This is a genomic window from Caulobacter sp. GW821-FHT11A05 (assembly GCF_058809015.1).
This window is the reverse complement of sequence record NZ_JBXASF010000021.1, coordinates 34,597-59,063: the sequence shown is the minus strand read 5'-3', so window position 1 is coordinate 59,063 and position 24,467 is coordinate 34,597. Positions and strand designations below refer to the sequence as shown.

Genomic DNA, 24,467 nt, shown 5'->3' with positions numbered 1-24,467 from the left:
GCCCCGCGAATCGCGGAGCCGGCGAGTTAAAATCGGTCGCTCGGGTCTTAGACCCGGCGGCGCTTCGGCGGCCGGCAACCGTTGTGCGGGATCGGCGTCACGTCACGGATGGTGGTGATCGTCATGCCGGCGGCCTGCAGGGCGCGCAGAGCCGATTCCCGACCCGAACCCGGACCGGAGACGTTCACTTCCAGGGTGCGCACGCCGTGTTCGGCCGCCTTCTTGCCCGCGTCTTCGGCGGCCATCTGAGCGGCGTACGGGGTCGACTTGCGCGAGCCCTTGAAGCCCATCATGCCGGCGCTGGACCAGGAGATGGTGTTCCCCTGGGCGTCGGTGATGGTGATCATGGTGTTGTTGAACGAGGCGTTCACGTGCGCCACGCCCGAAGTGATGTTCTTACGTTCGCGGCGTTTGACGCGAACCGGTTCCTTGGCCATCGGGGCGCTCTCTTATTTCTTCTTGCCGGCGATCGGCTTGGCCGGACCCTTGCGGGTGCGGGCGTTGGTGTGCGTGCGCTGACCGCGGACCGGCAGGCCCTTGCGGTGACGCAGGCCGCGGTAGCAGGCCAGGTCCATCAGACGCTTGATGTTGACGGCGGTCTCACGACGCAGGTCACCCTCGACGGTGTGATCCTTGTCGATCGCTTCGCGGATCTGCAGGACTTCGGCGTCGCTCAGGGCGTTGACCCGGCGGCTGTCCTCGATCCCGACCTTGGTCACGATGTCCTTGGCGGACTTCGGGCCGATGCCATGGATGTACTGAAGCGCGATGACGACGCGCTTGTTCGACGGAATATTGACGCCTGCGATACGGGCCACGTCTGCTCTCTCTTCAGTTGCACCCAATCGGTGCACGCAAAACGAAACGCCACGCCGCCGTGCTCTCGAAAGAGAGCCGGAGAGAGTCGCGCCATTCGCGGAAACGCAGCGTTATAAGCAACGTTTTGTTTCCGTCAATGCCGGAAGCGAATGAATCCGCCCCGACGTAAAGGTTCAGGCCTCGACCTCGTCCAACGCCGCCGCGATTTCCGCGGCCACGCTGTCCATGGTCCCCATCCCATTCACTTCGCGAACTTTGCCGGTGCTCTCATAGTAGGGGAGCAAAGGCGCGGTCTGCTTGTTGTAGGCAGCCAGACGGGTGACGAAGGTTTCCGGATTGTCGTCCGGTCGCCCCTGTTGTTCGAATCGCCCGGTCACCCGGGCGAGCAGTTCCGGTTCATCCACCAGGAGGCGGACGACCCGGTCGATCTTCTTGCCGCGCCGCGCCAGCATGGCGTCCAGCGCCTCAGCCTGCGCAACCGTGCGCGGGAAGCCGTCGAAGATGGCGCCGCCGGCGGCCTCGGCCTCGGGCAGGCGCTCCTCGATCAGCGCGATGACGATGGCATCCGGCACCAGGTCGCCCCGGGCCATGATGTCCTTCACCTTCACGCCGAGCTCCGACTCCGCGGCGATGGCGGCCCGCAGCATGTCGCCGGTGGACAGCTGGACCATGCCGCGTCCATCCACCAGCTTCTTGGCCTGGGTGCCCTTGCCGCAGCCGGGCGGCCCGAACAGGATCAGGTTCATCGCGTCGGGCCTCCCCTGCCCTACTTCTTGCCGCCGCGCAGCTTGGACTTCTTGATGAGCCCCTCGTACTGGTGCGCCAGCAGGTGCGACTGGATCTGCGCCACGGTGTCCATGGTCACCGACACGACGATCAGGATCGAGGTGCCGCCCAGGGCCCGGGCGCTGTTGGGCGCCCCCATGACTCCGACCAGGATCTCCGGAACCAGGCAGACCACGGTGATGTAGGCGGCCCCGATGACGGTCAGGCGCGACAGCACATAGTCCAGGTACTCGGCCGTCCGCTTGCCGGGCCGGATGCCCGGCAGGAAGCCACCGTACTTGCGCAGGTTCTCGGCCGTGTCGTCCGGATTGAAGACGATCGAGGTGTAGAAAAAGCAGAAAAAGATGATCAGCAGGCCGTAGACCACCATGTACAGCGGCTGGCCGTGCTGCAGGTAGCGCACCATCTCCGGCAGCCACTGGGCCCAGGCCGGCATCGTCTCCGGCTTCAGGAAGCCGGCGGCGGTGGCCGGCAGCAGCAGCAGCGAGGAGGCGAAGATCGGCGGGATGACCCCGGCGGTGTTGATCTTCAGCGGCAGGAAGCTCGACTCGCCGCCCATCATCCGGTTGCCGACCTGGCGCTTGGGATACTGCACCAGCAGCCGGCGCTGCGAGCGCTCCATGAAGACGATGGCGCCGACCACGACCACGGCCATGACAGCCAGCAGCAGCAGCAGGAAGGAGCTGACCGCGCCGACCTGAACCTGTTGGAAGAGCTGCGACAGGCTGATCGGCAGGGCGGCCACGATGCCGGCGAAGATGATCAGCGACACGCCGTTGCCGACGCCGCGGGCGGTGATCTGTTCACCCAGCCACATCAGGAACATGGTGCCGCCGGTCAGGCCGACGACGGTGGACAGGATGAAGATCGGGCCGGGGACGTTGACGACGCCCGGCGAGGCGTTCAGCGAGAAGGCGATGCCCACCGCCTGGAACAGGGCCAGGGCCACGGTCAGGTAGCGGGTGTACTGGTTCAGCTGCTTGCGGCCGGCCTCGCCGCCTTCCTTGCGCAGCTTCTCCCACGGCGGATACACCGAGCCCATCAGCTGCACGATGATCGAGGCGCTGATGTAGGGCATCACGTTCAGGGCGAAGATGGCCATCCGCTCGACGGCGCCGCCACTGAACATGTTGACCATGCCCAGGATGCCCTGGGTCTGGTTCTGGAAGGTCTGCTGGAAGACTTCGGTGTTGATGCCGGGGATCGGGATGTAGGTCCCGATGCGGTAGACGATCAACGCCCAGAGCGTGAACCAGATACGCTTGTGAAGCTCGGTGGCCTTTTGGAAGGCCCCGAAGTTCATGTTGGCTGCTAGCTGTTCGGCGGCCGAGGCCATCGACAATCCCCTGACTCAGATGAGGCCATCAGATAGGGGCGCACGGAGGATTCCGCGACCCCTAATCGTTGACGGTCTATCAGGCCTCGGCTTCCGCCTTGACCGGACGGGTCTGGGTGACGCTGCCGCCGGCCTTTTCCACGGCCGCGACGGCCGAAGGGGTGGCGGCGTAGACGGTCAGGTTCAGCTTGGCCTTGATCTCGCCCTTGCCCAGCAGCTTCACGCCATCCTTGGCGCGGCGGATGATGCCGGCGGCCAGCAGGACTTCCGTGTCGACCGCCTTCTTGACGTCGAGCTTGCCGGCCGCGACGGCCTGTTCCAGGCGCCACAGGTTCACTTCCGCGAACTCCTTGGCGAAGGGGTTGTTGAAGCCACGCTTGGGCATGCGCATGTGCAGCGGCATCTGGCCGCCCTCGAAGCCGGCGATGGCGACGCCCGAGCGCGCCTTCTGGCCCTTCACACCGCGACCACCGGTCTTGCCCTTGCCCGAACCCGGGCCGCGGCCGATGCGCATACGGCCCTTGGTGGAGCCTTCGCGGGGAGCGATTTCGTTCAGTTTCGTCATGGTTGCCTCTCCTTGGAGATCTGGCGCCCGGGCCTGGCCCGGACTCGGCGATGTAAAAATGAGAAAGCGCCCTCCCCTTTCGGGGAAGGCGTTTCGCGGTCTCTTAGCAGTCCTACTCGACCACTTCCACCATGTGGCGGACCTTGAGGATCATGCCGCGCACGGAAGGAGTGTCCTCCAGGGTGGCGACACGGCCCAGCTTGTTCAGCTTCAGGCCCGACAGGGTGGCGCGCTGCACGGCGTTCCGACGGATCGGGCTGCCGGTCTGGCGGATGGTGACGGTCTTTTTCTCGGCCATGTCTTAGCCCTCGACAGCTTCCGGCGCGGCCGAAGCCCCGTCGGCGCGGCGGCTCAGGACGTCGCTGACCTTCTTGCCGCGCTTGGCGGCGATCTGGCGGGGCGACGACTGCACCTTCAACGCTTCGAAGGTGGCGCGAACCATGTTGTAGGGGTTGGAGGACCCGGTCGACTTGCCGACCACGTCCTGAACGCCCAGGGTTTCCAGAACCGCGCGCATCGGACCGCCGGCGATGATGCCGGTGCCGGGAGGCGCCGAGCGGACCATCACCTTGCCAGCGCCCCAACGGCCATTGCCGTCGTGGTGCAGGGTGCGGGATTCGCGCAGCGGCACGCGGATCATCGACTTCTTGGCTTCCTCGGTGGCCTTGCGGATGGCTTCCGGCACTTCACGCGCCTTGCCATGACCGAAGCCCACGCGGCCCTTCTGGTCACCGACGACCATCAGAGCGGCGAAGCTGAAGCGACGGCCGCCCTTCACGGTGGCGGCGACGCGGTTGATGTGGACCAGCTTCTCGACGATGTCGCTTTCGGGACCGTCTTCCTGGGGCCGGTCGCGGCGGTCGCGACGATCGCCGCGTTGTTGTTCACGAGCCATGATCGATCCTTAGAAGTTCAGGCCGGCTTCACGCGCGGCGTCAGCCAGCGCCTTGATCCGGCCGTGAAAGATGTGACCGCCGCGATCGAAGACGACGTCCTTGACGCCCTTTTCGATGGCGCGCTCGGCGACCAGCTTGCCCACCTTGGCGGCGGCGTCCTTGTCGCCGCCCTTGGCCTTGTCTTCACCCTCGAGGGTGGAGGCGGCGGCCAGGGTGACGCCACGGGCATCGTCGATGACCTGGGCGTAGATGTTCTTCGAGGAGCGGAACACCGTGAGGCGCGGACGACCGTTGCCGACCTTCTTGAGGCGGCTGCGGATGCGGGTCGCGCGGCGCTTGGTGATTTCAGAGGGAGAGAGCGGCATGGCTTACTTCTTCTTGCCTTCCTTGCGGCGGACCTTTTCGCCGGCATACCGCACGCCCTTGCCCTTGTAGGGCTCCGGCGGACGGAGGCGGCGGATCTTCGAGGCGATTTCTCCAACCGCCTGCTTGTCGATCCCGCTGATCGTGATTTCGGTCTGCTTCGGAACGACGAAGGTGACGCCCGCGGGGGGAGCCACTTCAACGTCGTGGCTGAAGCCGAGCTGCAGCGACAGCGCATCGCCCTTCAGGGCGGCGCGATAGCCGACGCCGACCAGTTCGAGCTTGCGCTCGAACCCTTCGGTGACGCCATGGACCATGTTGCCGACCAGGGTGCGCGACAGGCCCCACATCGACCGGGCGCGTTGACTGTCGTCACGCGGGGCCAGGGTGAGTTCGCCGTTTTCGTGGGTGATCACGACGTCGTCGATCACCGTCCAGGACAGCTGTCCCTTCGGGCCTTTGACCGACACCGTCTGACCGTCCAGCGTGAGGGTCACGCCGGCCGGGATCGCGATGGGCTTCTTACCAATCCGGGACATCTTAGTAGACCCTGCAGAGGACTTCGCCGCCAACGTTGGCGTCGCGCGCCGCGTTGTCGGACATGACGCCCTTGGGAGTGGACAGGATCGAGATACCGAGGCCGTTCTTGATCGGCTTCAGGTCCTTGATCGAGCTGTACACGCGGCGACCGGGCTTGGACACGCGGGAGATTTCCGCGATGACCGGCTGGCCGTCGAAGTACTTCAGCTCGATCTCGAACTCCGGGAAAGCACCGGGTTTCTCGACCAGCGAATAGCCGCGGATGTAGCCTTCATCGGCCAGGACATCCAGGACACGGGCGCGAAGCTTCGACGCGGGGGTCGACACCTTCGAGCGCTTGCGCATGGCGGCGTTCTTGATGCGGGCGATCAGATCGCTCAGGGGATCATTCATCGACATCTGATGGTCCTCACCAGCTCGACTTGACGAGGCCGGGGATCTGGCCAGCGGAGCCAAGCTCCCGCAGCGCGATCCGGCTCATCTTGAGCTTGCGATAGTAGGCGCGCGGGCGCCCGGTGACTTCGCAACGGTTACGAATGCGAGTCGCGGAAGAGCTGCGCGGCAGCTTGGCGAGCTTGAGGCGAGCCTCGAAGCGCTCCTCGAGCGGCAGGCTCTCGTCGTTGGCCTGCTTCTTCAGCTCGGCGCGCTTGGCGGCGAGCTGCTTCACGAGGGCCTTGACGTTCTCGTTGCGGTTTACGGCGCTTTTCTTAGCCATGGGTTCTTTCCTTCCCGCCTACGAGTTGAACGGGAATTTGAACTCTTTCAGGAGAGCCTTGGCTTCCTGATCGGTCCGGGCCGTGGTGCAGACGATGATGTCCATGCCCCACATCTGATCGATTTCGTCGTAGTTGATCTCCGGGAACACGATGTGCTCCTTCAGACCCATGGCGTAGTTGCCGCGACCATCGAAGCTCTTGCCGTTGAGGCCCCGGAAGTCCTTCACCCGCGGCAGAGCGATGGTGATCAGACGGTCGAGAAACTCATACATGCGGTCGGCGCGCAGGGTCACCTTGGCGCCGACGGTCATGCCTTCGCGCACCTTGAACTGGGCGACGGAGAGACGGGCCTTGGTCGGCAGCGGCTTCTGGCCGGCGATCGCCGCCAGGTCCTTCATTGCCGCGGTGGCCTTCTTGGAGTCCGCAACCGCTTCGCCGATCCCCATGTTGATAACGATCTTGTCGAGCTTGGGGATCTGCATTTCGTTGGTGTAGCCGAACTGCTCCTTCATCACGGCGCGGATGCGCTCGCGATATTCGGACTTCAGCCGGGGCATATAAGCTTGATCAGCCATTGATCACCTCACCGGTGCTCTTGGCGACGCGCACCTTCTTGTCGCCGTCGATGCGGAAACCGACGCGGGTCGGCTTGCCGTTGCTATCGACGATGGCGACATTGGAAACGTGCAGCGGCGCTTCCTTGTTCTTGATACCGCCCTGGGGGTCGCCCTGGGTCGGCTTGGTGTGGCGCTGGACCATGTTGATCCCGCCAACGACCAGGCGCTCTTCCTTGGGGAGGACGCGGGTGACGTTGCCCGTCTTGCCCTTGTCCTTGCCCGTCAGGACGATGACGCGGTCGCCCTTCTTGATCTTCGCGGCCATTACAGGACCTCCGGAGCCAGGCTGATGATCTTCATGTGGTTCTTGGCGCGGAGTTCGCGCGGAACCGGTCCGAAGATGCGGGTGCCGATCGGCTCCGCCTGCTTGTTGACGATGACGGCCGCGTTCTTGTCGAAGCGGATCACCGAGCCGTCCTTGCGCTTGATGGCCGAGGACGTGCGAACGACGATGGCTTGCAGCACATCACCCTTCTTCACGCGGCCGCGCGGAATGGCTTCCTTCACGGAGACAACGATCTTGTCACCGACGTGCGCGTAGCGGCGCTTGGCCCCGCCAAGCACCTTGATGCACATGACCCGGCGGGCGCCAGAATTGTCGGCGACGTCCAGGTTAGTTTGCATCTGGATCATGGTTCAAACCTTCCAGATTACGCCGAAGCCTTGGGAAGCACTTCCCAGGTCTTCAGCTTGGACTTCGGCGCGCACTCGACGATGCGGGCGACTTCACCAGCCTTGTAGGCATTGGCTTCGTCGTGCGCGTGGTAGCGCTTCGAGCGGCGGACGATCTTCTTCAGCAGCGGGTGCAGGATGGTCCGTTCGACCTTCACAACCACCGTCTTGTCGCCCTTGTCGGAGACGACGAGGCCTTCGAGAATACGTTTCGGCATCTTGTCTCTCCCTACGCCGCTTGCTTGGTGCGGAGCACGGTCTTGATGCGAGCGATGTCCTTGCGGATCTCGTTCACGCGATGGGTCTTCTCAACCTGGCCGGTCGCCGCCTGGAAGCGCAGGTTGAACTGCTCCTTCTTCAGGTTCAGCAGGCTTTCGGCCAGTTGATCGGGCGTCATGCCCCGGATTTGATCGATCTTCATCTCTAGTGCTCCGCGCCGACGCCAGCGTCGATGCGCGTGACGATGCGGGTCTTGATCGGCAGCTTGGCGGCGCCAAGCTTCAGGGCGTCACGGGCGATATCGTCGGCGACGCCGTCGATTTCGAACATGATCCGGCCGGGGTGAACGCGAGCGGCCCAGTAGTCCACGGCGCCCTTGCCCTTACCCATCCGGACTTCGGCCGGCTTGTCGGTGACCGGCAGGTCCGGGAAGATCCGGATCCAGACGCGGCCCTGGCGCTTCATGTGGCGGGTGATCGCGCGGCGGGCCGCTTCGATCTGACGGGCCGTGATGCGCTCCGGCTCAACGGCTTTCAGGCCGTAGGAGCCGAAGTTCAGCAGGGTGCCGCCCTTCGCCATACCGTGGATGCGGCCCTTGAAGGCCTTCCGGTACTTGGTTTTCTTCGGAGACAGCATGTTCGTTACGCCTCAGATCCACGGCCGCGGTCGCGACGCGGGCCACGGGGGCCACGGTCGTCACGGTCACGTCCGCCGCCTTCGCCGGCGGGGCCCGATTCCGAGGCCAGACGCTTGTCGAGGGCCATCGGGTCGTGATCCAGCACTTCGCCTTTGAAGATCCAGGTCTTCACGCCGATGATGCCGTAGGTGGTCTTGGCTTCAGCGAAGCCGTAGTCGATGTCCGCGCGCAGGGTGTGCAGCGGAACGCGACCTTCGCGGTACCATTCCATCCGGGCGATTTCAGCGCCACCGAGACGGCCGGCCACGTTGATCCGAACGCCCTTGGCGCCCAGACGCATGGTCGACTGCATGGTGCGCTTCATGGCGCGGCGGAAGGCGACCCGGCGCTCGAGCTGCTGGGCGATGTTCTCGGCCACCAGCTGGGCGTCGGTTTCCGGCTTGCGGATCTCGACGATGTTCAGGTGCACCTCGGCGGAGGTCAGGGCCGACAGGTCCTTGCGGAGCTTGTCGATGTCGGCGCCCTTCTTGCCGATGATGACGCCCGGGCGGGCGGCATAGATGGTGACCCGGCACTTCTTGTGCGGACGCTCGATGATGATGCGCGAGATACCGGCTTGGTACAGGCGCTTCTTCAGCTCACGACGGACCTTGATGTCTTCGTGCAGCAAACGGCCGTACTCGGGGCCGTCGGCGAACCAGCGGCTGTCCCAGGTGCGGTTGATGCCGAGGCGGAGCCCGACCGGATTGACTTTCTGACCCATCAGGCGGCCTCACCCAGCTCGCGGACCACGATGGTGATCTCGGAAAACGGTTTCTCGATCCGCGAAGCCCGGCCGCGAGCGCGCGGCGAGAAACGCTTCATGATCAGGTTCTTGCCAACAAACGCTTCGGCGACGACCAGGCTGTCGATGTCGAGGTTGTGGTTGTTCTCGGCGTTGGAGATGGCCGAGTACAGCGCCTTGCGGACGTCCTTGGCGATGCGCTTGTGGCTGAACTCGAGTTCGTTCAGCGCCCGCTGCACCCGGAGGCCGCGGATCGACTGGGCGACCAGGTTCAGCTTGCGGGCCGAGGTGCGCAGGGTGCGCAGCTTGACCATCGCTTCGGTGCCGGGAAGGCGGCGTTGAGTCTTGGGCTTGCTCATCGCTACTTCCTCTTGGCCTTCTTGTCGGCCGCGTGGCCCGGGAAGTTGCGCGTGGGCGCGAACTCGCCGAACTTCATGCCGACCATGTCTTCCGACACGATGACGGGCACATGCTTCTGGCCGTTGTGCACGCCGAACGTCAGACCGACGAACTGCGGCATGATGGTCGAGCGACGCGACCAGATCTTGATCACGTCCTTGCGGCCGCTGGCTTGGGCCGTATCGGCCTTTTTCAGCAGGTAGCCGTCGACGAACGGACCTTTCCAAACGGAACGGGTCATCTCTAGCGGGCCTTCTTGGCTTTGTGACGACTACGGATGATGAACTTGTCCGTGGTCTTGTTCACGCGGGTCTTGGCGCCCTTGGTCGGCTTACCAGCCGGGGTCACCGGGTGGCGACCGCCGCTGGTGCGGCCTTCGCCGCCGCCGTGGGGGTGGTCGACCGGGTTCATGGCGACGCCGCGAACGTGCGGGCGGAAGCCCATGTGACGAACGCGGCCAGCCTTGCCGAGGTTCTGGTTCATGTGGTCGGGGTTCGAAACCGCGCCCACCGTGGCCATGCAGCTGTCCTGGACCATGCGCAGCTCGCCCGAGTTCAGGCGGATCTGGGCATAGCCGGCGTCACGACCGACCAGCTGGGCGTAGGACCCGGCCGACCGAGCGATCTGACCGCCCTTTTCAGGCTTCAGCTCGACGTTGTGGATGATCGTGCCGATCGGCAGACCGCTCAGCGGAGCGGCGTTGCCAGGCTTCACGTCGACCTTGGCCGAGGCGATGATCTCGTCACCGACCTTGAGGCGCTGCGGAGCCAGGATGTAGCTCAGCTCGCCATCGGCGTACTTGATCAGGGCGATGAAGGCCGACCGGTTGGGGTCGTATTCCATGCGCTCGACGGTCGCGGCGATGTCCCACTTGCGGCGCTTGAAGTCCACGATGCGGTAGAGGCGCTTGGCGCCGCCGCCGCGGAAGCGGACGGCGATACGGCCACCGCCGCCACGACCGCCCTTTTTGGTCAGACCCTCGACGAGGCTCTTTTCCGGGCGACCCTTGTGGAGTTCCGAGCGGTCGACCAGCACCAGCTGGCGACGCGACGGGGAAGTCGGTTTGAAATGCTTCAGAGCCATTTCTCTAGAGCCCCGTGGTGATGTCGATCGACTGGCCTTCGGCCAGGGTCACGATGGCTTTTTTGACGTCGTTGCGACGGCCGATCCGACCACGGAAACGCTTGGTCTTGCCCTTGACGTTCAGGGTGTTGACCTTGGTGACCGTGACCTTGAACAGGGCCTCGACGGCGGCGGCGATTTCGTCCTTCGTCGCGGTGTCGGCGACGCGGAAGACCACCTTGTTCTGTTCCGACAGGATCGTGGCCTTCTCGGTGATCACCGGAGCCAGGATGGTGTCGTAGTGACGAGCGGTAGCGGCCATTACGCGGCTTCCTTCTGATCGGAGAAGCGAGCCGAGATCGCCTCGATCGCCGCCTTGGTCAGAACCAGCTTCTGGCGGCGCAGGACGTCATAGACGTTCAGGCCGGCGTTCGGCAGCACGTCGATGTTCGGAATGTTGCGGGCCGCCAGCTTGAAGTTGGCGTCCACTTCCGGACCGGCGATGACCAGCGCGTTGGTCAGACCCAGCGAACCCAGGCTGGTCCGCAGGGCGGCCGTCTTGGCTTCGGTCAGGGTGACGTTGTCGAGGATGACCAGCGACCCGTCTTTGGCTTTCGACGAAAGCGCGTGACGGAGAGCGAGGGCGCGGACCTTCTTGTTCATGTCGAACGCATGGCTGCGAACGACAGGACCGTGGGCCTTGGCGCCACCGACGAACTGAGCCGCACGGCGCGAACCGTGACGAGCGCCGCCGGTGCCCTTTTGCTTGTACATCTTCTTGGAGGTCCGGGAGACTTCGTTCCGGACCTGGATCTTGTGGGTCCCGGCGCGGCGCTTGGCCAGCTGCCAGGTCACGACGCGCTGCAGGAGGTCGCCGCGGATCTCGCCGATGCCGAAGATGGCGTCGTCGAGGTCAACAGTGCCGGCCTTGCCGCCGTCCAGTTTGATGACGTCGATTTTCATTATTCAGCACCCTCGGCCGACGCTTCGACGGCCACGGTCTCTTCGACCTGGGCCTCTTCAGCGGGGGTTTCAGCGGGAGCGGCGGCGGTTTCCTGACCGGCCTTGCGGAAGGCGCCGGGGACCGGGGCTTCTTCAGGGCGGGCGGACTTCACCGCGTCGCGGATTTTAACAAAGGAGCCTTCCGAACCGGGGACGGCGCCCTTCACCAGGATCAGGCCGCGCTCGGCGTCCACTTTCCAGACGGTGATGTTGAGGGTGGTGACGGTTTCCTGACCGAGGTGGCCAGCCATCTTCTTGCCCGCGAAGGTCTTGCCCGGGTCCTGCCGTTGACCGGTCGAACCGTGGGCCCGGTGCGAGACCGAGACACCGTGGGTGGCGCGCATGCCGCCGAAGTTCCAGCGCTTCATGGCGCCGGCGAAACCCTTACCGACGGTGATGCCCTGGATGTCGACCTTCTGGCCGGCGACGAAGTGGTCGGCGGTGAATTCCGCGCCCACATCGATCAGAGCGTCTTGGTCGACGCGGAATTCAGCGATCACCCGCTTGGGCTCAACCTGAGCCTTGGCGAAGTGGCCACGCATGGCGTTGGAGGTGTTCTTGGGCTTCTTCGCGCCAGCGCCGAGCTGGAGGGCGACGTAGCCGTCACGTTCCTGGGTCCGTTGGCCGGTGACCGTGCAGCCCTCGAGGGACAGGACGGTGACGGGGACATGCTGACCGGCTTCATCGAAGAAGCGGGTCATACCCATTTTTTTGGCGATCAATCCGGTACGCATCGGTTCGATCCCCTTACAGCTTGATCTCGACGTCCACGCCGGCGGACAGGTCGAGCTTCATGAGCGCGTCCACGGTCTGCGGGGTGGGGTCGACGATGTCGAGCACGCGCTTGTGCGTGCGGATTTCAAACTGCTCGCGCGACTTCTTGTCGACGTGGGGCGAGCGGTTGACGGTGAATTTTTCGATCAACGTCGGCAGGGGGATAGGCCCCCGGACGGTCGCGCCGGTCCTCTTGGCCGTGTTGACGATCTCGCGCGTTGAATGGTCCAACACGCGATGGTCAAAGGCCTTGAGCCGGATGCGGATGTTCTGACGATCCATATCGCTCTTCTATTCCCCAACAGACGGCGGCCCGTCCGCGTGATCTCGAACCATTTCAAAGACCAACCCCGAATGCCCTTACGAGCGCTCGGATACGCACAAGTCCGCAAAAAACGACAGGCTCACACAGGTCGCCCCGCGAGAGCCTTTCAAGCCAGAAACACCGAATGTGTCCCTGGTCGTTCCGCGCACCGCGTCTGCCCTAAGGCACAGCCGGTCCAACAGGAGGCGCGCTATTACCCCTCGATTCCGCTTACGTCAAGGCTTGTGGGCCTCTTCGTTGAACGGGATCGACGGGCGGAACGCGCCGGAGCGCGGTGTATAGAGAGATTCCACGGCGACGCCAGTCGAAACGGCCGAAACCTCGGGAAATGCCGGGCGCGCACGGGCCAGTCGCGCCGGAAGGCCAACCCGGCCACTCAATTTGGGTTGCAATATAGAATTGTTGTGGGAACCTCCTCTCGCACAACGGGAGGATCGTCATGTTGATGAAGAAGCTGGCCGTCGGGGCCATGGGGTTGAGTATGTTCCTGCTAGGGCCGGCCGCCGCCTTGGTCACGCCTGAGCCGGCGCGCGCGGATCCACCCAGCACCTGCGCTACCACATGCGTGAACCGCTGGGCAGGCGCTCAGGACCAGTGCCGCCGCGCCATGCCTAACCTGCCAACGAACGATCAGCTGATCGACTACGGCAACTGCATGTGGGAGGCCGATTATGTTTTGGGCTCCTGCTTGCTCAGCTGCCCCTAGGGGCAGGCCCAGCAGCGGCTCATAAGCAAAGAAGGGCGCTCCGACAACGGAGCGCCCTTCCTTTTATAGGCTCAGATTTGAAGGACGATCAGTCCCGCTTCATCTCGAAGGCGCCGACATGCACCGCGCCCGAGCCCATGACGGTCTTGTCGACCGACCCGGCCTTGGTCACCCACAGGTCGCCCGAGCCCATGAAGCTGGCGTCGACCTTGGTGGCCTCGCCGGCGAAGCGGATGTCGCCCGAACCGGCCACGGAGACGTCGACGCTGGAGGCGCGGCCGCCGAAGATGCGGATGTCGCCCGACCCGGCGATGGCAACGTCCAGGTCGCCATTCAGGTTGGCCATGATGACGTTGCCCGAGCCGGCGATGGAGATGTCGGCCTTGCCGCTGACGGCCTTCAGCTTGGTGTCGCCCGAGCCGGCGACGCTGAGGTCCAGCCCGCCGGCGTCACCGGCCAGCACGTCGCCGGAGCCCGCCTGGCTGATGTCCAGCTTGCCGTTGACGTTGGCGATGGTCCAGTCGCCGCAGCCGGCGTTGGAGAAGTTCACCGAGCTGGCCCGGCCGATGTAGCCCCAGACGGCGCCCGAGGAGCCGACCTCGACGTCGCGCGGGGTGTAGATGACCACCTCGGGCATGTCCTTCCACTGGACCGTGCCGATGTCGCGCACATCGGCCGAGCCGGTCTCGAACGAGCCGCGGCAGTTGCGGATTTTGTTCCACTTCAGGTCGCCGTCGATGATGGTCCGAACGCCCTTCTTCTCGACGGTCAGGGTCAGCCGCGGATCGTGGGTCTTGATGACCACCTGCACATCGGCGCGGTCCTGCGGGATGATGGTGACGCGGGCGACGGCGTTCTTGATGACGACGCGAGGCTCGCGGTCCTTGGCGGCGGCGGTCCCGGCAGTCGCGGCGATGGCGGCGGCGGCGAGGCCGGCGATGGCGATGAGGCGCATGTCTGTGTCCCTTCAGAATGGTGAAGGGACGCTAGGACCGCGGGCGCGGCAAGGCAGCTTAATTCGAGGTCATGACCAATGTTTCATGTCAGACCAGAAACAAATCAGGCCGCCTTCTTCGCCTGCGCCGCCAGTTCGAAGCTGCGCTCGTAGTCCTTGATCAGGTTCGGCGCCAGGTTGGCCTGCTTCATGGCCAGCGAGGCCGCCCACAGGGCCGCCCGGGCCGCCGTGGGGGTCTTGTCCATCGCCGCCGGGGTCAGGCCATAGCGGCGCAGCACGCCGTTGGCGTAGTGGGCGCCGCGCATCAGCCGGGTGCCCCAGGTCTGGAAGTCCAGCGACAGGGAGACGTTGAACACCCCCTGGTTCTCCACCCGGTGCGGCGCGTACAGCGGCCAGGTCAGCGCCTGCCCCGGCTGCAGCTCGACCACCCGCGCGTCCTCGTCAAAGGCCATCCGGTAGGGCAGCTCCTCGGCCTGCACCCGCATGATCACCTTTTCGACCGAGGTCTGCGGCTGGTGCGCCTCGTCGGTGGGATAGACCCACAGCTTCTTGACGCCCCGCAGGTGGAACAGCACCACCCCGGCGGCGTCGAAGTGATACGGCACCTTGGTCTGCGGCGAGGACATGATCATCTGGCCGGTGACCTTGATCGGCTTGACGCCCAGGTCGGCGGCGATCTCGTCGAACTTCGGCTGGATGTGGGCCCACAGTTCCGGATAGGCCTCATGCGCGTCGCGCAGGTTGACCCACACCCGGCCGCCCTTGATGGCCTCCAGCAGGGTCGCGCCGTCCGCCCTGCCCCGCTCGCCGGTTGCCAGGCTGACCTGGCCCTCGGAGTCATAGGAGTAGGCGTTGATGTCCAGCAGCTCGGCCGGATAGCGGTCGAGGATCATCGCCAGCTTTTCGTCCGAGGCGATATCGGTCTCATGGACCTTGTGGTCGTAGATCTTCGGTTGCGACAGCCAGCTCATGGTCTCAATCCGTCAGAGGCAAAGGGTGGAGGCGGCCAGCAGCAGGCTGGCGGCCGGTTGGCCGCGGCCACGGCCGGCCATGGCCGAGGCGGCGGCGCTGAGCGCCCGCACCCGGCCAAGCGTCGTGGTCTCGCAGGCGTCGATGATCGCCCAACGGCGGCGCACGCTCTGCGCCAGACCGCCGGGGGCGAGGCCGGTGAGGGCGTCCAGCGCGGTGGGGCCGGCGGCCTGACCGACGCCTTCCCAGACCTCGCGGCTCAGGTCGCAGAAGTACTTCTTGTAGGCCTCGCCCTCGAACCCGAAGTCGTAGAGCCCCGCCCCTTCCGCCTTCATGGTCTCCATGCTCAGCAGCATGCCCGGCGAGTAGCGGGCCGCGGCGGCCTCATAGGCCGGCAGCCAGAAGTGATAATGACCGCCGCCTCGCAGGCCCAATTCGTAGGCCATCGGCCGGTCGCCGGCATACATGACCGCCAGCTTCGCGCCGAAGTCCGGGCCCTCGTGGGTCAAGAGGCCCCGCAGCATGTCGACCGTCCAGCGGCAGGCGAAGATGTCGTGCCGGCGGGTGCGCTGGTACTGCGCCTGCTTCAGGGCGATCAGCCGGTCGAAATGGGACAGGTCGCCCGTCGCCGTCTCGACCCGGATGGGCCCCAGGTCGCGCTCGAACGAGCGGCGGGCCCGCTCCTTGTCCTTGAAGAACTTGCCGAAGCTGGTCTTGCGGCCGGCGTAGTAGGCGTCCCAGCCTTGCGACACGTCGGCCAGCAGGGTGCGCGCTTGCGTCCGACCCTCGCCCTCACGGGCCGGACCGACCCAGCCGGTGGCCGTGAACGAGCGGGCCCCGATCAGCTCGGCGGCCTCGTCGATCGAGAAGGTCAGGTCCGGGGCGGTGATCGCCGCATGATAGTCGTTGAGCGGCGCCCCCAGCGGCTGGGCCGCCCCGCCGCGCCGCTGATGGGGCAGGAAGCCGACGACGACGCCGGCCCGGTGCAGCACCGCCAGCCGCGCCTCGGGCGCCGCCCGGCCGGCCACGGCCGTGAAGTCGGGATGAAAGAAGGGCGATTCATAGGCGCGATTGGCGGCGATCCAGTCGAGCCACAGGGCGCGCTCGGCCGGCGTCAGCGCCTCCGTCCCAATGATCTCGACGCTCAGCGGCCGACCCAAAACGAAACCCCTTCAGTCTTTCTGACCGGCGCCCCGCAAGGGGCGTACCAGTCGGTCTGTACCGAAGGGGTGACGAAGAGGCCGTTAAGCCGGCGCCGATTCCAGGGCTCCATCCCGCATTTTGGCGGCGCGGACCCGGCGTCCGACCACCACCCGCAAGGTCGCGAACTGGATCAGGAACAGGGCGATCTTGCTGACCAGCGGCAGGATGCTCATCACCAGGGCCCAGGTGCGGGCGTCGGTCGTCAGGGCCAGGGCCAGGTTGAGCCCGGCGGTGGCGAACATCATCGCCGCCCAGGCATAGCCGAAGATGACCCCCAGCTCCGGGGCGTTGTCGCGCACGATCGGCGGCAGGTAGCGGTTCATCCAGCCCCGCCTCAGCATCACCACCCCGACGGCCGACATGATCAGGGTCGGCTTGAGCATGACGAAGCGCGCATCGTGGGTCAGGAGGGTCGCCCCGCCCATGACCACCACCAGCCCCAGGCTGAGCCACTGCATGGCGTCGATCGGCTTGCGGCGGACCAGGCTCAGGGCCACCTGGCCCAAGCCGACGGCGATGGCCCCGCCGGTGGCCAGGATCACATCATGGGTGGTGCTGATCAGCACCATGAAGACGACGGTCGACAGCAGGTCTTCCAGCAGGAAGAGGCCGGCGGTTAGGAAGTGGCGCATGGGGAACTCCATTGGGGATCAAGTCTCCCCATGGCTCCCCGGCGCCTCACCCGCCACCGGTCCTGCGCCAATGGCGGCTTCGCGTTCGCCAGGGGCGTCGGCCGTCCGTTCACGAAGCGCCAAACGACGCCATGACCCGGAGCGATGAGCGCCGAACGCCCTGCCTGTACCGCCTACTTGAAGGGGACCTTCGGCAGCACCGTGCCGTCGGCGACGTTGTGATTGATCACGTTGTCGCCGTAGGACCGCACGAAGGCCGTGCTCTCGATCACCACGTCGTTGCCGGTCACCGTCGAGTTGCGGAGATACGCCTCGGTTCCGAACACGTCCGCCTTGATGGCCACGCGGTTGTCCGACAACGTCGAGGTGATGATCGTGACCTTGGCCGTCCCGGCTATCTTCACCGCGGCGCCGTTGGTCGGCCCCGCCGCGCGGAAGTTGCGGATGGAGGTGTTCTCGATGACCACGGCCTTGGCGGTGACGATGTTGATGCCATTCAGGCCGGTGCCGGCGCCCTCGATGATCAGGCCGCGGATATAGACGACGGCGGTAGCGGAATTGATGGTGATGCCGTTGGTCCCGGCGGCCAGGATGCCGCCCTCGTTGCCCTCGGCGACGATGCTGATCGACTTGGTGATGTTCACCGCGCCGAAGCCGCCCGGATCCAGCACGCTGATCTCGCCGCCGGCGGCGGTTTTGGAGATGGCGCCGGCGAAGGTCTTGCAGGGCGCCGTGCGGCTGCATGGATTGACGTCGTCCCCGACCCCGGACACCCAGGTCCGGGTGGCCTGAGCAGCGGCCGGCGAGGCGATAAGGCAGACGCCGATCAGGGCGGCGGCGACGGTTAACAGACGCTTCATCATGAGAAGTCCCTCCAGCTGTACCGCCATGAGCGCACAGCTTGCGGATGACGGCAACACGAACCTTGTTATCCGATTCTTTAGGGGCTCACGCTCTGCCCGGCAATGCAAAAGGCCCCGGCGTTTCCACCGGGGCCTTCGCTTTGTCTCAGCGATGAAGCGAGACGCTTACTCGACGATCTTCGACACGACACCGGCGCCGACGGTGCGGCCGCCTTCGCGGATGGCGAAGCGCAGGCCCTGGTCCATGGCGATCGGGGTGATCAGCTCGACGTCCAGCTCGGCGTTGTCGCCCGGCATGATCATTTCCACGCCTTCGCGCAGCTTGATGATCCCGGTCACGTCCGTGGTCCGGAAGTAGAACTGCGGACGGTAGTTGGTGAAGAACGGGGTGTGACGGCCGCCCTCTTCCTTGGTCAGGATGTAGGCTTCAGCCACGAACTTGGTGTGCGGGGTGATCGAGCCGGGCTTGCAGAGAACCTGGCCGCGCTCGACGTCTTCACGCTTGGTGCCGCGCAGCAGCACGCCGACGTTGTCGCCCGCTTGACCTTGGTCCAGCAACTTGCGGAACATTTCGACGCCGGTGCAGGTCGTCTTCTGGACGGCGCGGATGCCGACGATCTCGACTTCCTCGCCAACCTTGACGATGCCCTTTTCGATCCGGCCGGTGACCACGGTGCCGCGGCCCGAGATCGAGAACACGTCTTCCACCGGCATCAGGAACGGCAGGTCCAGCGGACGGGCCGGCTGCGGGATGTAGGCGTCGACCGAGGCCATCAGGGCCAGGATGGCGTCTTCGCCGATCGCCGGGGTCTTGCCCTCGACGGCGGCCAGGGCCGAACCCTTGGTGATCGGGATGTCGTCGCCCGGGAACTGGTAGGACGACAGAAGCTCACGCACTTCCATCTCGACCAGCTCGAGCAGCTCTTCGTCGTCGACCATGTCGACCTTGTTCATGAACACGACGAGCGCCGGCACGCCGACCTGACGGGCCAGCAGGATGTGCTCGCGGGTCTGGGGCATCGGGCCGTCGGCGGCCGACACGACCAGGATCGCGCCGTCCATCTGGGCGGCGCCCGTGATCATGTTCTTCACGTAGTCGGCGTGGCCGGGGCAGTCGACGTGGGCGTAGTGACGGTTGGCCGTCTCGTATTCCACGTGCGCGGTGTTGATGGTGATGCCGCGGGCCTTCTCTTCCGGCGCCGCGTCGATGTCGGCGTAGGACTTGGCGACGCCGCCGCTGGTCTTGGCCAGCACCATGGTGATCGCGGCCGTCAGCGTCGTCTTGCCATGGTCAACGTGACCGATGGTGCCGATGTTGCAATGCGGCTTGTTGCGTTCGAACTTTTCCTTGGCCATCGTCTCTATACCTTCGCGCCGGCGGGCGGGTTTCTGTGATTGGGAACTGGAGCGGGTAGCCGGGATCGAACCGGCATCCTCAGCTTGGAAGGCTGCTGCACTACCATTGTGCTATACCCGCGCCTCCGGCAGGACGCCGAAAATCTCCCATTAGTTCAGCTTTGAAACCGCTTCGTCGCAAAGGAATGCCTGCAGCGCGTGGTGGGGGAAGAAGGACTCGAACCTTCGAAGCTTTCGCAGCGGATTTACAGTCCGCCCCCTTTGCCGCTCGGGACATTCCCCCAGCGCGCATGCAGGCATTTCCTTGGCGGCGCGGCCCCTTCCGTCGTAACGGGAAGAACCAGGGCCCCAAAAGGAGCGCGTCTTATAGTGTCCTCATCCCGGGAACGCAACGACCGGAAACAACCCTTTCGCGGAGACGCGAAAAAGGGCGAAAAGCCAAGCCCTGTAAGGGGTTCTCATCGCCCGTCCGGTCCGGACGGCAAGGATTGGCTGTGGGGCGTCCACGCCGTCGAGGCCGCTTTGGCGAATCCCGCCCGGGGGAAACCGCGCCGGATCATCGCCACGCCTGACCGCGCCAAACAGCTGAACGCCCGCTTCGGCAAGCTGGAGGTCGAGATCGTCGAGGGCCGCGACATCGACCGCGCCCTGCCGCCCGGCGCCGTGCACAACGGCATGGCCATGAAGCCCGATCCGCTCATCCCCCTCTCTATAGAGGAGATCGGCGATCCGGCCCGCGGCGTGCTGGTCATGCTCGACCAGGTCACCGACCCGCAGAACGTCGGGGCCATCTTCCGCAGCGCCGCCGCCTTCGGGGCGCGCGGCGTCATCCTGCAGGACCGCAATGCCCCGGCCCTGGCCGGCGCCCTGGCCAAGGCGGCGGTCGGGGCGGTCGACAAGATCCCCCACGCCTCCGTCACCAACCTGTCCCGCGCCCTGGAGACCCTGACCGAGATGGGCTGGCGCGCCGTCGGCCTGGCCGGCGAGGCCACCGCATCCCTCGAATCCGTCCTCGACGGCTCGCCCACCGTCATCGTCATGGGCTCGGAGGGCGAGGGCCTGAGGCGCCTCGTCGCCGAACATTGTGACGTGCTGGCGAAAATCCCCATGCCCGGGGGGTTCGAGAGCATAAATGTGTCAAACGCGGCGGCTATCGCCCTCTACGAGTGCAGTCGCGCTCGCCCTCAGGGGGAAGAGGTTACCCAAAAGTGAATTTTCCCTTTTGACTTCGCCTCAAGGCGTGATTTCCTCCCGGCTTCCGTGCCGACGAGGATGTAATCGTCGGAGAATTATCGCGATGGGTTCGGGGGTTCCGGTGGCGAAAAAGTGGTTGATTTCTGCGGCTTATGCCGTGTCTGGCGTAGCGTTGCTTGGCCTCACCGGCTGCGGCGGCAGCGCCCCCGACGACGGCTACGGCGGTCCTGGCCCGTCGGCCTATGAAGAAAGTCGCGCGCCAGGCGAATTGATGGGCGGCAAGGCCCCGCCGCCGCCTCCCGCCGACGGCCTGGCCGGCGGTCCCGCCCCGCACGGCATGGCCGCCATCCCCAACCCCGAGAACCTGCCGCTGGAAGAGCGCCGCCGGATCTACGGCAACAAGTACGACCACCTGAAGTACAAGCCCCTGCCCGGCTCGGGCGACTACGCCAAGGCTGGTGGCAAGGCCCATAAGGCGCCCGGCGCGCCGCTGCGCTCCTACCGCAACGCCCAGGGCATCCTGGTCGTCCACAACGCCCCGATCGCCAATCCCGAAGACATGAGCCCGGCCGAGCGCCGCCGCGTCTACGGCAAGCGCTACGCCCCGCGTCCGCAGTCGGGCCCCAGCCGCGGCTGGACCGTCTGGAAACCCAAGCCCAAGGCCAAGAAGCCCTACGTGGCCGCCGCCCCGGCCTACAAGCCCGCGCCGGCCCCGAAGGTCGTCGTGGCGCCGAAGCCGGCCCCCAAGGTCGCCGCCGCTCCGGCCCCCAAGCCGGTCGTCAAGCCCGCGCCGCCTCCGGTGAAGGTCGCTCCGCCGCCGGCTCCGATCGCCAAGGCCAAGCCCGCGCCGGCCCCGGTGATCAAGCCGACCGCCATCCCGCCGGTCGCCAAGGCCCCGGCCGCGCCCGCCGTCGATCCGAAGATGGCCGCCCTGTCCGCCGCCGTCAGCGCCGAAGCCATCAAGGGCGCGACCCTGACGGTTCCCGACACCCTGGCCAAGGGCGAGGAAGCCAAGGTCACCCTGTCGCTGCCCGTCACCCTGCTGGACGTCATCCAGTCGGAAGCCGGCAAGCTGGGCCTGACCAAGGCCGCCAGGAAGTCGGAAGTCTCCGCCACCCTGACCGGCGAGGGCTATACGATCACCCCCAACGCCGCCCAGACCCAGGCCCTGAAGAAGGGCGAGGCCGCCACCTTCAATTGGCAGGTCAAACCGGGCGACGGTGAGAAGACCCCGCTGAAGGCCAAGGTCGACGGGGCCCTCAAGGGTCAGAAGGGCGCGCCGAAGACCTTCTCCATCGCCACCCTCGAGCAGGTCGTGGCGGGCGTCGTCGAGTCGGGCGAGTCCACGGCCAAGAAGATGGGCTTCAACCTCGACAAGCTGGCCATCCCGGGCCTGAAGCCGATCAAGGTCGGCGACACGGTGATCCCGCCGGGCGCCACCACGGCCGCCATCATCGCCTTCATCATCGGCCTGATCCTGCTGGCCATGGCCCGCGCCGGGGCAGGCCGCCGGGCCCGCGACGAGCGCCGCCGCAAGTTCCGCACCATGACCGACTATGACCGCGTCGAGCCGGAAACCACCGCCGCCCCCGCCCACCAGCCGGTCAACCCGATGCTGGCGGCCGCTGGCGGAGCCGCCGCCGGAGCCGGGGCGGCGATGACCTTCGGCCATCATGACGACGACAAGCCGGCCGACGCCGAGGCGGCTCACGATGCGCATGGCCATGGCGACCACCACAGCGACACCGCGCCGATGACCTTCCACAGCGAAGACTCGCACGCCGCCGCCGCCCACGACGACCACGGCCATGACGCCCATGCGGCGCCGGCCGCCGAGGCGCACGGGGAGGCTCATGGGCACGACGATCATGGCCATGACGCGCACCCGGCGCCCGCCGCCGAAGCTCATGGGGAGGCCCACGGCCACGACGATCACGCCCATGCCGCCCCCGAGGCCGCGCATGCGCATGACGACCATCACCACCGCGAACCCGAACACGCCTGAGGCGTTCGCCCCTTGAGCTGAAAAACGACAGCCGTCGGTCCTTGCAAGGGGCCGGCGGCTGACGCATTGAGGGCCCATGTTAGAGAGCATTCTTGGGGCCGACCCGGCCGCGGCCGGCGCCGCCCTTCTTCAAGTCCTGATGATCGACCTGGTCCTGGCCGGCGACAACGCCGTCGCCGTCGGCCTGGCCGCCGGGGGTCTGCCCCAGGAACAGCGCCGCAAGGCCATCCTCTACGGCCTGATCGCCGCCGTGGCCCTGCGCATCGGTTTTGCCCTGATCACTGTGCAGCTCCTGGCCATCATCGGCCTGCTGCTGGCCGGCGGCGTGCTGCTGCTCTGGGTCTGCTGGAAGATGTGGCGCGAGATGCGCGACACCGCCGCCCACGACGAGGCCCAGGCCGAGGCCGCCCTCGACAACGATCCGAACACCGTGCCGCACGTCAAACCGGCCAAGTCCTTCAAGGCCGCCTTCCTGCAGATCCTCATCGCCGACGTCTCGATGAGCCTGGACAACGTCCTGGCCGTCGCCGGCGCCGCCCGCGAACACCCGGCCATCATGGTCTTCGGCCTGCTGCTCAGCATCGCCTTGATGGGCGTCGCCGCCACCTGGATCGCCAGGCTGCTGCACAAATACCGCTGGATCGGCTACGTCGGCCTGGCCATCGTCCTCTACGTCGCCCTGCACATGATCTGGGAAGGCCACCGCGAAGTCGTCGCCCGCACCCACAACGAAGCGGCCTACAACGAGGTCGCGCCGGCCTTCCTGGACATCACCCCGCAAGAGGCGGCCGAGTACCGGCGGGAAACGCCGGCCAAGGGGCACTGAGCCCTTCTCCCGCTCGTCGGGAGAAGGTGGCCCCCGAAGGGGGTCGGATGAGGGCAGCACCGGCTTTTCAATTTCGAGCGTGTTCTGGCGCGGATCGGCGCCGTCGCCAACCTTCCGGAGCCGGCGCCGCCCTCACCCGGCCGCTGCGCGGCCACCCTCTCCCGACAAGCGGGAGAGGGATCGCTACTGCGAAATCTCCACTCGCGCCTTGGGCTCAAAACTTCCCGGCGCCGGCGCGGTTAGCATCGCAAAGGCCAACGCCAGGGCCGCCACGGCCCACAGTCCCGCCGCCCCGATCGCCGCCCAGGTCGAATCCCGCGGCAGCGGCGCTTTCAGCAGCCCGCGCGCATAGGCGATCGCCTCAGGTTCGATGGTGGTGGGGGCGGAATCGGAGGCGGCCATGCCTGGATCATCGCCAGACCCCGACAAACCGCAAGGCGCCCCGTTCCCCTGCCGGATCATCCCCGCTAGAAGCACCCCATGATCCTGGTGATCGATAACTACGACAGCTTCACCTACAACCTCGTCCATTACCTGAACGAGCTTGGGGCCCAGACGCTTGTCCGGCGCAACGATGCGCTGACCGTGCAGGAGGCGCTGGGTCTCCGGCCGGCCGCCATCCTGCTGTCGCCCGGTCCCAAGGCCCCGGCCCAGGCCGGCATCTGCCTGCCCCTGCTGCGCGGCGCCCCCGACGACCTGCCGATCTTCGGGGTCTGTCTCGGCCACCAGGCCATGGGCGAGGCCTATGGCGGCGACGTCATCCGCGCCAAGGCCATCATGCACGGCAAGACCAGCCCGATCCTCCATGAGGGGGCCAGCGTCTTCAAAGGCCTGCCCAGCCCCTTCACCGCCACCCGCTACCACAGCCTGGCCGTCGATCGCGCCACCCTGCCGGACGACCTGGTGGTCACCGCCTGGACCGAGGACGGCGAGATCATGGGCCTGGCCCACAGGACGCGGCCCGTGCACGGGGTGCAGTTCCACCCCGAGTCCATCGCCACAAATTGCGGCCACCAGCTGCTGGGCAACTTCCTCGACCTGGCTGGCGTGCCGCGCACGGCCATGGTGTGAGCGTGCCCGCCATCCGCACCCCACACACCGATCATGCTCGCGCAGGCGAGCATCCACGCATAGCCAGCCCTGGGCTGTCGGCCGCGAGGTTGGGGCGCCAGGCCCGCCTTCCGGGCGACCTCAACCCGCGCATGGATGCTCGCCTTCGCGAGCATAATCGGAGGTTGGCGGTAAA

General features: G+C 66.2%; 36 protein-coding genes and 2 tRNA genes. 4 read left to right on the top strand and 34 right to left on the bottom strand.

Annotated elements, in window-relative coordinates:
- Window positions 1–47: 47 nt before the first annotated feature.
- From rpsK to AC1RSK_RS22265, 33 genes are all read right to left on the bottom strand, one after another.
- Window positions 48–437 (bottom strand): 30S ribosomal protein S11, encoded by a 390-nt coding sequence (gene rpsK / locus AC1RSK_RS22425; protein WP_492909908.1) that lies wholly within the window; start codon window positions 435–437, stop codon window positions 48–50.
- Between the two features lie 12 nt (window positions 438–449).
- A complete protein-coding gene (rpsM, locus tag AC1RSK_RS22420) occupies window positions 450–818 on the bottom strand; it encodes a 30S ribosomal protein S13 (RefSeq protein ID WP_271068554.1) in 369 nt (122 codons plus the stop codon).
- Window positions 819–992: 174 nt separating this feature from the next.
- A complete protein-coding gene (locus AC1RSK_RS22415) occupies window positions 993–1,565 on the bottom strand; it encodes an adenylate kinase (RefSeq protein WP_492909907.1) in 573 nt (190 codons plus the stop codon).
- A gap of 20 nt (window positions 1,566–1,585) precedes the next feature.
- A complete protein-coding gene (gene secY / locus AC1RSK_RS22410) occupies window positions 1,586–2,941 on the bottom strand; it encodes a preprotein translocase subunit SecY (RefSeq protein WP_492909906.1) in 1,356 nt (451 codons plus the stop codon).
- A gap of 79 nt (window positions 2,942–3,020) precedes the next feature.
- Window positions 3,021–3,506, bottom strand: coding sequence for a 50S ribosomal protein L15 (gene rplO / locus AC1RSK_RS22405; protein WP_492909905.1), 486 nt, complete (start codon window positions 3,504–3,506; stop codon window positions 3,021–3,023).
- A 112-nt stretch (window positions 3,507–3,618) separates the two neighbouring features.
- Window positions 3,619–3,804 carry a 50S ribosomal protein L30 gene (gene rpmD / locus AC1RSK_RS22400; protein ID WP_492909904.1) on the bottom strand — a complete coding sequence of 62 codons (186 nt, stop codon included), beginning with the start codon at window positions 3,802–3,804 and terminating at the stop codon, window positions 3,619–3,621.
- A 3-nt stretch (window positions 3,805–3,807) separates the two neighbouring features.
- Complete coding sequence (gene rpsE, locus AC1RSK_RS22395) at window positions 3,808–4,401, bottom strand: 30S ribosomal protein S5 (RefSeq protein WP_271068549.1); 594 nt, start codon at window positions 4,399–4,401, stop codon at window positions 3,808–3,810.
- Between the two features lie 9 nt (window positions 4,402–4,410).
- Window positions 4,411–4,767 carry a 50S ribosomal protein L18 gene (rplR, locus tag AC1RSK_RS22390; protein ID WP_492909903.1) on the bottom strand — a complete coding sequence of 119 codons (357 nt, stop codon included), beginning with the start codon at window positions 4,765–4,767 and terminating at the stop codon, window positions 4,411–4,413.
- Window positions 4,768–4,770: 3 nt separating this feature from the next.
- Entirely contained in the window at window positions 4,771–5,304 is a 534-nt protein-coding gene (gene rplF, locus AC1RSK_RS22385) for a 50S ribosomal protein L6 (protein WP_492909902.1), read from the bottom strand.
- Window position 5,305: 1 nt separating this feature from the next.
- Window positions 5,306–5,704, bottom strand: coding sequence for a 30S ribosomal protein S8 (gene rpsH, locus AC1RSK_RS22380; protein WP_492909901.1), 399 nt, complete (start codon window positions 5,702–5,704; stop codon window positions 5,306–5,308).
- Between the two features lie 10 nt (window positions 5,705–5,714).
- The gene (rpsN, locus tag AC1RSK_RS22375; protein WP_492909900.1) at window positions 5,715–6,020 is read right to left on the bottom strand and encodes a 30S ribosomal protein S14; all 306 of its coding nucleotides are present in this window, start codon (window positions 6,018–6,020) and stop codon (window positions 5,715–5,717) included.
- An 18-nt stretch (window positions 6,021–6,038) separates the two neighbouring features.
- The gene (rplE, locus tag AC1RSK_RS22370) at window positions 6,039–6,596 is read right to left on the bottom strand and encodes a 50S ribosomal protein L5 (RefSeq protein WP_492909899.1); all 558 of its coding nucleotides are present in this window, start codon (window positions 6,594–6,596) and stop codon (window positions 6,039–6,041) included.
- Complete coding sequence (rplX, locus tag AC1RSK_RS22365; RefSeq protein WP_492909898.1) at window positions 6,589–6,903, bottom strand: 50S ribosomal protein L24; 315 nt, start codon at window positions 6,901–6,903, stop codon at window positions 6,589–6,591. Before rplX ends, rplE begins: the two co-directional genes overlap by 8 nt.
- A complete protein-coding gene (gene rplN / locus AC1RSK_RS22360) occupies window positions 6,903–7,271 on the bottom strand; it encodes a 50S ribosomal protein L14 (protein ID WP_166575799.1) in 369 nt (122 codons plus the stop codon). The genes rplX and rplN overlap by 1 nt, the downstream gene beginning before the upstream one ends.
- 17 nt (window positions 7,272–7,288) lie before the next feature.
- Complete coding sequence (gene rpsQ / locus AC1RSK_RS22355) at window positions 7,289–7,528, bottom strand: 30S ribosomal protein S17 (RefSeq protein ID WP_492909897.1); 240 nt, start codon at window positions 7,526–7,528, stop codon at window positions 7,289–7,291.
- An 11-nt stretch (window positions 7,529–7,539) separates the two neighbouring features.
- Window positions 7,540–7,731, bottom strand: a complete 192-nt coding sequence (rpmC, locus tag AC1RSK_RS22350; protein WP_492909896.1) for a 50S ribosomal protein L29 — start codon at window positions 7,729–7,731, stop codon at window positions 7,540–7,542.
- A gap of 2 nt (window positions 7,732–7,733) precedes the next feature.
- A complete protein-coding gene (rplP, locus tag AC1RSK_RS22345) occupies window positions 7,734–8,165 on the bottom strand; it encodes a 50S ribosomal protein L16 (RefSeq protein WP_492909895.1) in 432 nt (143 codons plus the stop codon).
- 5 nt (window positions 8,166–8,170) lie between these two features.
- Window positions 8,171–8,929 (bottom strand): 30S ribosomal protein S3, encoded by a 759-nt coding sequence (gene rpsC, locus AC1RSK_RS22340; protein ID WP_492909894.1) that lies wholly within the window; start codon window positions 8,927–8,929, stop codon window positions 8,171–8,173.
- Complete coding sequence (gene rplV, locus AC1RSK_RS22335; RefSeq protein ID WP_487298386.1) at window positions 8,929–9,309, bottom strand: 50S ribosomal protein L22; 381 nt, start codon at window positions 9,307–9,309, stop codon at window positions 8,929–8,931. The genes rpsC and rplV overlap by 1 nt, the downstream gene beginning before the upstream one ends.
- A gap of 2 nt (window positions 9,310–9,311) precedes the next feature.
- Entirely contained in the window at window positions 9,312–9,590 is a 279-nt protein-coding gene (rpsS, locus tag AC1RSK_RS22330; protein WP_271068537.1) for a 30S ribosomal protein S19, read from the bottom strand.
- A 2-nt stretch (window positions 9,591–9,592) separates the two neighbouring features.
- A complete protein-coding gene (gene rplB / locus AC1RSK_RS22325) occupies window positions 9,593–10,432 on the bottom strand; it encodes a 50S ribosomal protein L2 (protein ID WP_492909893.1) in 840 nt (279 codons plus the stop codon).
- A 4-nt stretch (window positions 10,433–10,436) separates the two neighbouring features.
- On the bottom strand, window positions 10,437–10,733 hold the full coding sequence (locus AC1RSK_RS22320; protein WP_271068535.1) for a 50S ribosomal protein L23: 297 nt from the start codon (window positions 10,731–10,733) through the stop codon (window positions 10,437–10,439).
- Window positions 10,733–11,374 carry a 50S ribosomal protein L4 gene (rplD, locus tag AC1RSK_RS22315; RefSeq protein WP_492909892.1) on the bottom strand — a complete coding sequence of 214 codons (642 nt, stop codon included), beginning with the start codon at window positions 11,372–11,374 and terminating at the stop codon, window positions 10,733–10,735. The genes AC1RSK_RS22320 and rplD overlap by 1 nt, the downstream gene beginning before the upstream one ends.
- On the bottom strand, window positions 11,374–12,147 hold the full coding sequence (rplC, locus tag AC1RSK_RS22310; RefSeq protein ID WP_492909891.1) for a 50S ribosomal protein L3: 774 nt from the start codon (window positions 12,145–12,147) through the stop codon (window positions 11,374–11,376). The genes rplD and rplC overlap by 1 nt, the downstream gene beginning before the upstream one ends.
- 13 nt (window positions 12,148–12,160) lie before the next feature.
- Window positions 12,161–12,469 carry a 30S ribosomal protein S10 gene (rpsJ, locus tag AC1RSK_RS22305; RefSeq protein WP_004616952.1) on the bottom strand — a complete coding sequence of 103 codons (309 nt, stop codon included), beginning with the start codon at window positions 12,467–12,469 and terminating at the stop codon, window positions 12,161–12,163.
- Window positions 12,470–13,306: 837 nt separating this feature from the next.
- Complete coding sequence (locus AC1RSK_RS22300; protein ID WP_492909890.1) at window positions 13,307–14,173, bottom strand: GIN domain-containing protein; 867 nt, start codon at window positions 14,171–14,173, stop codon at window positions 13,307–13,309.
- A gap of 104 nt (window positions 14,174–14,277) precedes the next feature.
- The gene (locus AC1RSK_RS22295; protein WP_492909889.1) at window positions 14,278–15,144 is read right to left on the bottom strand and encodes a cupin-like domain-containing protein; all 867 of its coding nucleotides are present in this window, start codon (window positions 15,142–15,144) and stop codon (window positions 14,278–14,280) included.
- Between the two features lie 12 nt (window positions 15,145–15,156).
- Window positions 15,157–16,302 (bottom strand): GNAT family N-acetyltransferase, encoded by a 1,146-nt coding sequence (locus AC1RSK_RS22290; RefSeq protein WP_492909888.1) that lies wholly within the window; start codon window positions 16,300–16,302, stop codon window positions 15,157–15,159.
- Window positions 16,303–16,386: 84 nt separating this feature from the next.
- Window positions 16,387–16,977, bottom strand: a complete 591-nt coding sequence (locus tag AC1RSK_RS22285; protein ID WP_492909887.1) for an inner membrane-spanning protein YciB — start codon at window positions 16,975–16,977, stop codon at window positions 16,387–16,389.
- Window positions 16,978–17,150: 173 nt separating this feature from the next.
- Window positions 17,151–17,837: a right-handed parallel beta-helix repeat-containing protein gene (locus tag AC1RSK_RS22280; protein ID WP_492909886.1), complete on the bottom strand. Its 687-nt coding sequence runs from the start codon at window positions 17,835–17,837 to the stop codon at window positions 17,151–17,153.
- Window positions 17,838–18,005: 168 nt separating this feature from the next.
- Window positions 18,006–19,196, bottom strand: a complete 1,191-nt coding sequence (tuf, locus tag AC1RSK_RS22275; RefSeq protein WP_492907231.1) for an elongation factor Tu — start codon at window positions 19,194–19,196, stop codon at window positions 18,006–18,008.
- Between the two features lie 47 nt (window positions 19,197–19,243).
- Window positions 19,244–19,317 (bottom strand) — tRNA-Gly (locus AC1RSK_RS22270).
- 78 nt (window positions 19,318–19,395) lie between these two features.
- Window positions 19,396–19,479, bottom strand: a tRNA-Tyr gene (locus AC1RSK_RS22265).
- An 86-nt stretch (window positions 19,480–19,565) separates the two neighbouring features.
- Here AC1RSK_RS22265 and rlmB point away from each other — a divergent pair.
- From rlmB to AC1RSK_RS22250, 3 genes are all read left to right on the top strand, one after another.
- Window positions 19,566–20,408 (top strand): 23S rRNA (guanosine(2251)-2'-O)-methyltransferase RlmB, encoded by an 843-nt coding sequence (rlmB, locus tag AC1RSK_RS22260; RefSeq protein ID WP_492909885.1) that lies wholly within the window; start codon window positions 19,566–19,568, stop codon window positions 20,406–20,408.
- A gap of 154 nt (window positions 20,409–20,562) precedes the next feature.
- Window positions 20,563–22,395, top strand: a complete 1,833-nt coding sequence (locus AC1RSK_RS22255) for a hypothetical protein (RefSeq protein ID WP_492909884.1) — start codon at window positions 20,563–20,565, stop codon at window positions 22,393–22,395.
- Window positions 22,396–22,471: 76 nt separating this feature from the next.
- Window positions 22,472–23,221 (top strand): TerC family protein, encoded by a 750-nt coding sequence (locus AC1RSK_RS22250; RefSeq protein WP_492909883.1) that lies wholly within the window; start codon window positions 22,472–22,474, stop codon window positions 23,219–23,221.
- A 183-nt stretch (window positions 23,222–23,404) separates the two neighbouring features.
- On the opposite strand, the gene AC1RSK_RS22245 is transcribed toward AC1RSK_RS22250, so the two are convergent.
- Complete coding sequence (locus tag AC1RSK_RS22245; RefSeq protein ID WP_492909882.1) at window positions 23,405–23,623, bottom strand: hypothetical protein; 219 nt, start codon at window positions 23,621–23,623, stop codon at window positions 23,405–23,407.
- A gap of 78 nt (window positions 23,624–23,701) precedes the next feature.
- On the opposite strand from AC1RSK_RS22245, the gene AC1RSK_RS22240 reads away from it, so the two are divergent.
- Window positions 23,702–24,292: an anthranilate synthase component II gene (locus AC1RSK_RS22240; RefSeq protein WP_492909881.1), complete on the top strand. Its 591-nt coding sequence runs from the start codon at window positions 23,702–23,704 to the stop codon at window positions 24,290–24,292.
- Window positions 24,293–24,467: the final 175 nt, after the last annotated feature.

Coding starts and splice junctions, on each gene's coding strand:
- rpsK (WP_492909908.1), bottom strand. CDS start 437: ATGGCCAAGGAACCGGTTCGCGTCAAACGCCGCGAACGTAAGAACATC.
- AC1RSK_RS22415 (WP_492909907.1), bottom strand. CDS start 1,565: ATGAACCTGATCCTGTTCGGGCCGCCCGGCTGCGGCAAGGGCACCCAG.
- secY (WP_492909906.1), bottom strand. CDS start 2,941: ATGGCCTCGGCCGCCGAACAGCTAGCAGCCAACATGAACTTCGGGGCC.
- rplO (WP_492909905.1), bottom strand. CDS start 3,506: ATGACGAAACTGAACGAAATCGCTCCCCGCGAAGGCTCCACCAAGGGC.
- rpmD (WP_492909904.1), bottom strand. CDS start 3,804: ATGGCCGAGAAAAAGACCGTCACCATCCGCCAGACCGGCAGCCCGATC.
- rpsE (WP_271068549.1), bottom strand. CDS start 4,401: ATGGCTCGTGAACAACAACGCGGCGATCGTCGCGACCGCCGCGACCGG.
- rplR (WP_492909903.1), bottom strand. CDS start 4,767: ATGCCGCTCTCTCCCTCTGAAATCACCAAGCGCCGCGCGACCCGCATC.
- rplF (WP_492909902.1), bottom strand. CDS start 5,304: ATGTCCCGGATTGGTAAGAAGCCCATCGCGATCCCGGCCGGCGTGACC.
- rpsH (WP_492909901.1), bottom strand. CDS start 5,704: ATGTCGATGAATGATCCCCTGAGCGATCTGATCGCCCGCATCAAGAAC.
- rpsN (WP_492909900.1), bottom strand. CDS start 6,020: ATGGCTAAGAAAAGCGCCGTAAACCGCAACGAGAACGTCAAGGCCCTC.
- rplE (WP_492909899.1), bottom strand. CDS start 6,596: ATGGCTGATCAAGCTTATATGCCCCGGCTGAAGTCCGAATATCGCGAG.
- rplX (WP_492909898.1), bottom strand. CDS start 6,903: ATGGCCGCGAAGATCAAGAAGGGCGACCGCGTCATCGTCCTGACGGGC.
- rplN (WP_166575799.1), bottom strand. CDS start 7,271: ATGATCCAGATGCAAACTAACCTGGACGTCGCCGACAATTCTGGCGCC.
- rpsQ (WP_492909897.1), bottom strand. CDS start 7,528: ATGCCGAAACGTATTCTCGAAGGCCTCGTCGTCTCCGACAAGGGCGAC.
- rpmC (WP_492909896.1), bottom strand. CDS start 7,731: ATGAAGATCGATCAAATCCGGGGCATGACGCCCGATCAACTGGCCGAA.
- rplP (WP_492909895.1), bottom strand. CDS start 8,165: ATGCTGTCTCCGAAGAAAACCAAGTACCGGAAGGCCTTCAAGGGCCGC.
- rpsC (WP_492909894.1), bottom strand. CDS start 8,929: ATGGGTCAGAAAGTCAATCCGGTCGGGCTCCGCCTCGGCATCAACCGC.
- rplV (WP_487298386.1), bottom strand. CDS start 9,309: ATGAGCAAGCCCAAGACTCAACGCCGCCTTCCCGGCACCGAAGCGATG.
- rpsS (WP_271068537.1), bottom strand. CDS start 9,590: ATGACCCGTTCCGTTTGGAAAGGTCCGTTCGTCGACGGCTACCTGCTG.
- rplB (WP_492909893.1), bottom strand. CDS start 10,432: ATGGCTCTGAAGCATTTCAAACCGACTTCCCCGTCGCGTCGCCAGCTG.
- AC1RSK_RS22320 (WP_271068535.1), bottom strand. CDS start 10,733: ATGGCCGCTACCGCTCGTCACTACGACACCATCCTGGCTCCGGTGATC.
- rplD (WP_492909892.1), bottom strand. CDS start 11,374: ATGAAAATCGACGTCATCAAACTGGACGGCGGCAAGGCCGGCACTGTT.
- rplC (WP_492909891.1), bottom strand. CDS start 12,147: ATGCGTACCGGATTGATCGCCAAAAAAATGGGTATGACCCGCTTCTTC.
- rpsJ (WP_004616952.1), bottom strand. CDS start 12,469: ATGGATCGTCAGAACATCCGCATCCGGCTCAAGGCCTTTGACCATCGC.
- AC1RSK_RS22300 (WP_492909890.1), bottom strand. CDS start 14,173: ATGCGCCTCATCGCCATCGCCGGCCTCGCCGCCGCCGCCATCGCCGCG.
- AC1RSK_RS22295 (WP_492909889.1), bottom strand. CDS start 15,144: ATGAGCTGGCTGTCGCAACCGAAGATCTACGACCACAAGGTCCATGAG.
- AC1RSK_RS22285 (WP_492909887.1), bottom strand. CDS start 16,977: ATGCGCCACTTCCTAACCGCCGGCCTCTTCCTGCTGGAAGACCTGCTG.
- AC1RSK_RS22280 (WP_492909886.1), bottom strand. CDS start 17,837: ATGAAGCGTCTGTTAACCGTCGCCGCCGCCCTGATCGGCGTCTGCCTT.
- tuf (WP_492907231.1), bottom strand. CDS start 19,196: ATGGCCAAGGAAAAGTTCGAACGCAACAAGCCGCATTGCAACATCGGC.
- AC1RSK_RS22250 (WP_492909883.1), top strand. CDS start 22,472: ATGTTAGAGAGCATTCTTGGGGCCGACCCGGCCGCGGCCGGCGCCGCC.
- AC1RSK_RS22245 (WP_492909882.1), bottom strand. CDS start 23,623: ATGGCCGCCTCCGATTCCGCCCCCACCACCATCGAACCTGAGGCGATC.
- AC1RSK_RS22240 (WP_492909881.1), top strand. CDS start 23,702: ATGATCCTGGTGATCGATAACTACGACAGCTTCACCTACAACCTCGTC.